Source organism: Acetobacter conturbans (assembly GCF_011516755.1).
In the GTDB taxonomy this organism is placed as follows: domain Bacteria; phylum Pseudomonadota; class Alphaproteobacteria; order Acetobacterales; family Acetobacteraceae; genus Acetobacter; species Acetobacter conturbans.
The window spans coordinates 475,939-484,470 of the sequence record NZ_WOSY01000001.1 but is presented as its reverse complement, the minus strand read 5'-3'; the positions used below and the strand labels follow the sequence as shown (position 1 = coordinate 484,470).

The following is an 8,532-nucleotide window of genomic DNA, read 5'->3' as shown; positions in this document are numbered from 1 at the left end:
TCGATCAGCGCACGCAGAACGACGGAACGGTCAATATCGCAGGCCGCAACGGAAACTCCGTCGCAGCACGTGTCCAGGCAGCCTTCTAAAATATACAAACTACAAGAATAGGTCAGAAAGGGAGGCAAAAGCCTCCCTTTTTTCGTTTTTGCCCATAAAACGAGGTGAGGACTGGAAGGATAGCGCCCTGATTTCTTTTTGGAATATTTGTAAAAATCAATTTATCTGAAGTGAGAGAGCGTAATCAAAGCGTCACTTGCCGTAACGTCATTTCCGAAAGTAGTTAACGAAAGGTTTATATCAGTGCGAGCTTTCTTCGGATTCGATGCCGGGTGAGAGCGCGCAGCGTATCGTGGTGCAAAACCTTCCGGTTTTCACATGATAATTGGCAACAGGAGAAACGACCCGTTCGTTTCTCCTGTTGCGTGATGTGCGTTTCTTGTTCCCGGTAGCGTTCCGCTGCTTTTCAGCCGCTGCGTCGAAGGAAAAGTCATGACCAACACATCGCTTTCCACGTCGGAAAGTTCCGTTACCGTCGCATCCGGGGACAGCCTGAAGCTGCAAAGCGGGGCAATCGTTTCCTCTGGTGCCGTGCAGAGCGGCGGCAGCATGACGGTCATGAGCGGGGGCGAAGCGGATGATGTTGCCGTGTCCGCGGGCGGAACGATGATCGTATCGTCCGGTGGAACGGCAGAAGACACAAGTGTCGCCAGCGGAGGAACGTTCTCGGTCCTGAATGGCGGTGTCAGCAGCGACAGCATCGGCGCGATGAAAATCAGTTCGGGTGGTCTCTCCGTCTCCGCTTCGACGACCTCCAATACGACCATCTATGTCTATACCGGCGGTGTGGCCTCAGATACGACGATTCAGGGAACATCGGGGATTGTTCGCGTCTCATCAGGCGGTCAGGCGCTTGATACGATCGTGAAAAGCGGTGCTTATCTCTGGGTGTCTTCGGGTGGCTATGTCAGTGGCGTGGATGTCATCCAGAGCGGTGGCTATATCGGCGTCAGTTCCGGCGGCGTGGCGTCTGATGTGACCATCGACGGCGGGTCCGGGCGTATTTCCGGTTACGGCGAAGACTACACGCTGACCGATGGCGCCTATCTCTGGATTTCGGCTGGTGGTGTCCTGTCGAACGCAGTGTTCGATACGAGCGCATATGCCCTCATGAGCAGCGGTGCGACCATCAGCACCGTAACCGTTGAAGGGGGAGCAACGCTGTATGTCTCAGCCGGGGCACAGACGGTTAACGCTACGGTGTCTTCCGGCGGTTCGCAGCAGGTAGCAGGCCAGACGATCAGTGCGGTCATTTCCTCCGGCGGGATCGATATCCTGAGCAGCGGGGCCGCCGGTTCAGCAGATGTCATTGCAGATGGCGGTCTTGAAATCGTTTCGGCAGGAGCGACGGTTTCCGGAGAAGTGGTTTCCTCGGGCGGCGAACTGGTGATCGTGGCCGGGGCCAGCGCCTCAGATCTCGTCGATGCCGGCGGCGAGATCATTTCCGCTGGTGCCATCCTTTATTCAGGTGGGACATTCGTCAGCGCCATCTCTCTGGATGCCGGTGACATTTCCGCTGTTTCAGTTTCCTCCGGACTGATGCTCGATGTTTTTTCAGGCGTCTCCACGGTGGCGATGCAGGATCAGGGCACGGTTCTCGTTGAGGCCGGTGCCACCACCATAGACGCAGTGCTCTCCTCCGGCGCGGAGCTGGATGTCCTCGGTTTGGCCAGCGGCACGACCGTGCAGACGGGAGCCGTGGAAATCGTGGAGAGCGGGGGCGTATCCGTCGCCGGAACCGTGCAGGCCGGTGGGATCGAGAGCGTTGACGGCAATGTCAGTAGTTTTGTGGTTCAGTCGGCAGGATCGCTCAACATCAGTTCCGGTGCTGTTGCGGAAGGCGACACCATTTCATCGGGAGGCATCGAGGTCATCTGGGCTGGCGGGTCAGCTTCCGATGAAACCATCGAGGCAGGCGCGACGCTTGTCATCATGTCGGGTGCCTCAACCTCCGATATGACCATAGAAGACGGGGCCAGCGTCGTCTCGGGAACGGTGATCATCACATCCAATGGTGGCATTGTGGATGCGGCGGCAACGATACTGTCGCGTGTTTCCATTGGCAGTGGCGGCAATCTTGAGGTTCTCAGTGGTGGTGAAGCAGAGCATGTCGAACTCGATCTGAATGCCAGCGCCACCATTTATGCCGGGGGCGTCGGATCGGACACGAACGGCGGCAGCATTGTCGTTCTTTCCGGAGGGCTGCTGACCGGCGGCACGGAAACATCCGGAACATACAGCTATGTTTCATCGGGTGGCGATATCAGCGGCGTGACGATCGGCAGTTCCGCCTATCTCCGTATCTGGGACGGCGGCACGGGCGAAGATCTCACGGTCGCGCCCGGCGGCTATATCTGGCAGCACTCCGGTGTCCTGTCTCAGGTCGTGGTCGAGGATAACGGTTATCTCGGCGTCAGTGCCGGAGCGAGCGCCGTCGACGTGGAAATCCACGGCGGCTCCGGGCGAATCTCCGGATATGGCGAGGACTACACCCTCGACAGCGGTGGTTATGTCATCGTCTCGGCCGCTGGCGTGCTGAATGGCGCAACTTTCACCGGCTCCTCCTATGCCACCATGAGCAGCGGCGCGCTGATCGAAAATGCCACGATTGCCGATGGAGGCACACTGAATGTCGCCGCCGGTGCGACGACCTCCGCCATCGACGTGAAATCCGGCGGTATTCAGGAGATCGACGGCACAACCATCAGCGGTATCGTCGAAAGCGGCGGCATCAACATCCTCTCGTCCGGTGCGGTCGCCAGTGGTGACACCATCATGTCGGGCGGTATCGAAGTGCTGTCTGCCGGCGCGACCGCCACGGGGGAGATTCTGTCTTCCGGTGGCACGCTTCTGGTTCTTCCCGGTGCGGTCGTCACCGGTACGGTTGATGATGGCGGCACGGTTGTTTCGGCGGGCGTGTTCCTGACATCCGGAACCACCGTAACATCCGCCGTCGCGGGAACGCTCTCCGGGGTGGATCTGGACAGCGTGCTGGAAAGCGCCGTGGTCATGGCGGGCGGCGAACTGGACGGCGCGTCTCTTGCTTCCGGCAGTGTGTTGCAGGTTCTGTCCGGCGGCACGGTCAGCGGAACGGAGGATGCCAGCCTCGTCACCGTCTCGTCCGGAGCGGTCGCAAGTGCCACCACCATTCATGGCGCCTATGCCACGCAGGATGTGTCGGGTGCGGCGGTGAACACGATCGTCGGGAGCAACGGAACGGAAATCATCGAAGTCGGTGCGTCCGTTTCCGGAAGTCTCGTGCAGTCTGGTGGCACGGAAAAAGTGCTGGGCACTGCCGAGGGGCTTGTCACCTCGGCCGGTGGTCTCACGGAGATTCTGTCGGGCGCGACTGGCTCAGGAGATACCGTCGCCTCGGGCGGCTTCGAGGTTGTCAGCGCAGGCGCAACAGTCTCCGGTGAAACGGTTGAGGACGGAGGAACGCTGGTTCTTCAGAGCGGCGCGACCGTCAGCGACATTACCCTTGAAAGCGGTGGTCAGATCATCAGCGCGGGCGTGCTTGTCATGTCTGCGGGACGTATCATTTCCGGGATCGCCGACGTGGCGGTGGGGCTTGATATCGAGGATTATGGCGCAGAGGCAGACGTGCTCCCCGGTGGTGGTATCGAAAGCGCCACGGTGGGCGAAGGAACCACGCTCGTTGTCTCTTCCGGCGCTGTTGCGGCCTTTACGCAGGATGCCGGGGATATCGAGATCTTTTCCGGCGGTGTCGCGGCCGGAACCGTGGTCAGCGGTTACTCCGCCATCGAGACGGTGCGTAGCGGCGGTGCCGCTTCCGCCACGCAGATCATGGCTGACGGTGCACAGATCGTCTCCTCCGGTGGTGCGGCTCTTGCCGCCACGGTCTCTTCCGGTGGCACGCAGATCGTTTATGGCGTGGCCAGCGCAACGGACATCGAGAGTGGCGGCCTCGCGGAAGTGCAGGGTGTCATCACGGATGCGACTGTCAATTCAGGTGGCCTGCTGGAAGTGCTGAGCGGTGGCGTTGCCGTGGCCGACACGCTCGTTTCCGGCGGTATGGAAGTTGTCTCTTCCGGTGCGGTCGTTTCCGGGGAGACTGTTTCCTCCGGTGCGACCCTGGTTGTGCTCGATGGTGGCACCGCGAGCGACATCGTCGACGCCGGGGGTACGGTCGTAACCTCGGGTATGGTGATCTGGTCTGGAACAACCCTTGTCTCCGCCATTTCCGGGCTGGCTTCGGGCGTTACGCTCAACAGCAGCCAGAACGCGGCGACCGTTCAGTCTGGTGGCGTGGCGAAAGGCACCGTCATCACGGCTGACGGCACGCTGACGATTGCCTCCGGTGCGGCCGCCGTGGCCGATGTCGTGGCCGGAGTGGAAGACGTCGCCTCCGGTGGTGCGACAGATCTGAGCCTGCTTGTGGGCGGTGTGCAGACCGTGGAGGGCATTGCCAGCCGCACGGTCATCGGTCTTTCGGGTGAACAGATCGTGGAGAATGGCGGGGCCGCCGTGGAAACGGTTGTCATGGCAGCCGGTCAGGTGATCGTTTCCGGAACGCTGGTGGGCGCTCAGGAGATGGCGGGCGGGGTCGTCACCGTTCTGTCCGGTGGCGTTGCAGCGGGTGACGTGATCTCTTCGGGCGCCATCGAGATCATTCGTTCCGGCGGCATGGTGTCCAGCGAGACCGTGGTCGATGGCGGCACGCTGATCGTCATGGCCGGTGCGACGGTTTCCGACACCATCTCATCCGGTGGTGCGGTCATCTCATCCGGCGAGGTGTTCTTCGACAGCAACGGCACGCCGGTCAGCGCCACGAGCGCTCCGATCAGCGGCGCGACGCTGGACGATGACGGTTCCTCGGCGCTCATCCTGTCCGGTGGCGGGACGATCTCCGTCACGATCGGTTCCAGCGTTTCGCTGGAAGTCGCCAGTGGCGGTGTTGTGGCGGCGACCGTTGTTTCCGGCAGCATGACACTGGATACCGGAGCGGGCGCCAGCCTGACCACGCTGGTCGATGGAGGCATGGAAACCATCGGTTCCGGGGCGATTGATGCCTATGCCATCATCGGTTCGGCGTCGTTCCAGGATGTTGCCGTAGGTGGAGCAGCAGTCAGTGGCCGTATTCTCTCCGGCGGCGATCAGTCGGTTTACGGGACAGCTCAGGATACCGTGATTGATGGCGGTTCCCAGGCAGTTTACGGCACTGCGACGGGCACGGTGATCGCGGCAGGTGGCGAGCAGTACATTGCCGCAGGCTCCACAAGCGCCACCATCACGGCAGCGAATGCCGGCCTGACGGCGACAGGCGGCGGTGGCGCGGGTGATGCGGGTTACTCGGCTGATGTTGAGATCATGTCCGGTGGCAGCCAGATCGTTGGCGGCGCGACGTCCGGCGTCGTCGTCGATTCGGGTGGTAGCCAGACCATCGGATCGAAGGGTGGTGCTGAGAACGAGACCATTGCCGGGTCGGTGACGGTGTCTTCCGGCGGCTACATTCAGGATGCGACCCTTTCCTCCGGTGGAACGCTGACGCTTGAAAGCGGTGGGTCCGCCGATAACCTCGAGCTGCTTTCGGGCGGCATGATCGATTTGTCTGATCTGGTATTCGGCTCCGATGTCAGCCTGTCGCTGGCAAGCGGTTCCGAACTGACAGTGACGGGCGCCGACAGTTCAATCACCATCGACCTTGACGGCACCTACGATGCGTCATGGTTCTCGCTGACGGCGGACGCCACGGGCGATACGCTGCTGACCGTCGTGCAGGACGGCACGCCCTGCTACGGACGTGGCACACTCATTCGCACCGGTCGTGGCGAAATGCCGGTGGAACAGCTTGCCATCGGTGATCAGGTCCTGACGGCTGAAAACGGTGTGCTGCCCATTCGCTGGATCGGACGCCGCGCCTATTCCGGGCAGTTCGCCCGTGGTAATCGCGATGTCCTGCCAGTGATTTTCCGTAAGGGCGCATTGGGTGGTGGACTGCCGCACACGGATCTTTCGGTCTCCCCGCTGCATGCCATGATGCTCGACGGGCTGCTCATCCCGGCGGTCACGCTGGTCAACGGCGTTTCCATCGTTCAGGCGGAAAGCATGGACGAGGTGGCTTATTTCCACATCGAACTGGACAGCCACGACATCATTTTCGCCAACGGCGCGCCTTCGGAAACATTCATCGACGACCATTCGCGGGGCATGTTCCACAACGCCGCCGAATATGCGGCGCTGTATCCGGAAGCAGTTCCTGCGCAGGCCGTCTATTGCGCCCCACGCGTGGAGGAAGGTGCTGAACTGGAAGTCATCCGCACCCGTCTTGCGGCGCTGACCGGTGCCACTCCGGTGATTTCCACGGAGAAGCCGCTGACCGGCTATCTCGATGTCGTCACCCGCACGCATGTGTCGGGCTGGGCCCGCGTGGAAGGGGCTGCGGAACCGGTTCGGGTGCAGGTGCTCGACCGGGGCGTGGTGCTCGGTGAGGTTCTGGCGGATCAGTCCCGTCCGGATGCGGGCGGAAATGTCGGGTTCACTTTCGCCATTCCCGGCGGTCTTTCGCCCTTCGAGCGGCATGTCATCGAGGTGCGTCGCACGACCGATCATGTCCGTCTCAGCAACAGCCCGTGGGTTCTGGACCAGACACTGTCCGCCCCCGCACTGGCAACGGTTGTGCGCCCGGCTGCGTCGGGTGTGCTGGAAGGATATGTGGATATCGTCCGGCGTGATCGCATCGGCGGCTGGGCATGGACGCCAGACGCTTCTGACCAGCCGGTGGCGCTGCAAATCCTCGATAACGGCGCGCTGATCGCGGTGACTGTGGCCAATGGTCGCCGTCCGGATGTCGCCGTCACGGGACGGGAGCTGCGTTGCGGGTTCGATGTGCTGCTGCCGGAAGGGCTCTCGCCTTTCATACGGCACATCATCGAGGTGCGCCGCGAGACCGATGGCGCCCTTCTGGGAGCCCCTGTTGTCATCGAACCGGTTTCGGCGCTCGATCCGGAAGCGGAGACGGCCATCAGCCGCGTCATTTCAGCAGCTTCCGAGGCGGATGACGGTGAGCAGGTTCTGTCCTTCCTGCTTGCGCAGGTCGATCGCCTGACACGCGAGCGTGCCGAGCGGGTGGATGGTGAGGGTGCAGGCCGTCTGGCACGGGCCCGTCGCAGGCGTGGCCTTCCCGCTCAGGCGACCGAATCCCGTCCGCAGGCACTTGTCATCGACGGCGTGTCTCCTGCGGCACCCCGGGATGCCGGCTCCTGCGCGCTCCTGTCACATATGCGGGCTCTGACGGCACTGGGGTACGACGTTTCCTTCGTTGCGGCGGACGAGACGGGGCAGCGGGAGGTTCTGGACGACGCGCCGGATGTGCGCGTGCTGTCCGCACCGTTCTATACGGGCGTCGAGGATGTCCTTCGCAAGCATGCGGACAGCTTCGCGGTCGTTTATCTACACCGTGAGGATATCGCCACGCGCTATCTGGCGCTTGCCCGGCGTTTCCAGAGAAAGGCCCGCATTGTCTACAGCATGGCGGATCTTCACTTCCTTCGCATGGCACGTCAGGCCGTGGCGCAGCAGCGTCCCGAACTGGCGGCCCGGGCACGGAAGATGAAACAGGCGGAATACGCGGCCATCACGCAGGCTGACACCGTTCTGGTTCATTCCGTCGTCGAGGCGGAGCTGCTTCGCAAGGAACTGTCGCAGGCCGATATCCATGTCGTGCCGTGGGAGGTGAATGCTGCACCCGCTTCCCGCTCCTTCGAGGACAGGAAAGACGTTGTGTTCATCGGCAACTATGCCCACGCTCCCAATGCCGATGCCGCCTGCTGGCTCGCGGAGGAAATCGTTCCCCGCGTAAGGGCGCTCGATCCGTCCATCCATTTTCTGCTGGCTGGCGCTGACATGCCGGACAGTGTGAGGGATCTGGCCGGGGAGGGCATTGAAGTCATCGGTCATGCGCCATGCCTTGACGAGCTTTTCGCCCTCGTTCGTCTCAGCGTTGCGCCCCTGCGTTTCGGCGCGGGAATCAAGGGGAAGGTGCTGGAGAGTCTGGGGCGCGGGGTGCCTTGCGTCATGACACCGGTTGCGGCGGAGGGACTGGCTCTGGAGGGTGGTCTGGCTGATCTCGTCACACGGGATGCCGGAACATTCGCCCGGAGAATCGTGGAACTTTACGGAAATGTCATGCTGCACCGTGAACTGGCCGATCTGGGTCATGCCCATGCAGCAGTTCAATGCAGCATGGAGAGCGTTCAGGAAGCCCTTGTCCGGGCACTGGGGCTCTCCGTGTGCGTGCGCAGACATGGCTGACCGGCAAGAGAAGAGTCCAGTCTGAAGCGGTTCAGGGCCGGGAAAAGGGAGTGCAAACTTTCTTTTCCCGGCTTTATTTTTGGGGCTGTCATGAGGAAGGGGAGGGTGTGGTTTCGTTTCATAAAAGGATCACACTCAATGACAGAATATTAATCTAGTTACCCAGCGTGTCGTCAGTTTTCAGAAATGATCTTTTCA

Annotated in this window: 1 protein-coding gene; it reads left to right on the top strand. The window is 61.6% G+C overall.

Annotated elements, in window-relative coordinates:
- Positions 1–492: 492 nt before the first annotated feature.
- Positions 493–8,334 carry a Hint domain-containing protein gene (locus GOB81_RS02065; protein WP_173568686.1) on the top strand — a complete coding sequence of 2,614 codons (7,842 nt, stop codon included), beginning with the start codon at positions 493–495 and terminating at the stop codon, positions 8,332–8,334.
- The last annotated feature ends 198 nt before the right edge of the window (positions 8,335–8,532 follow it).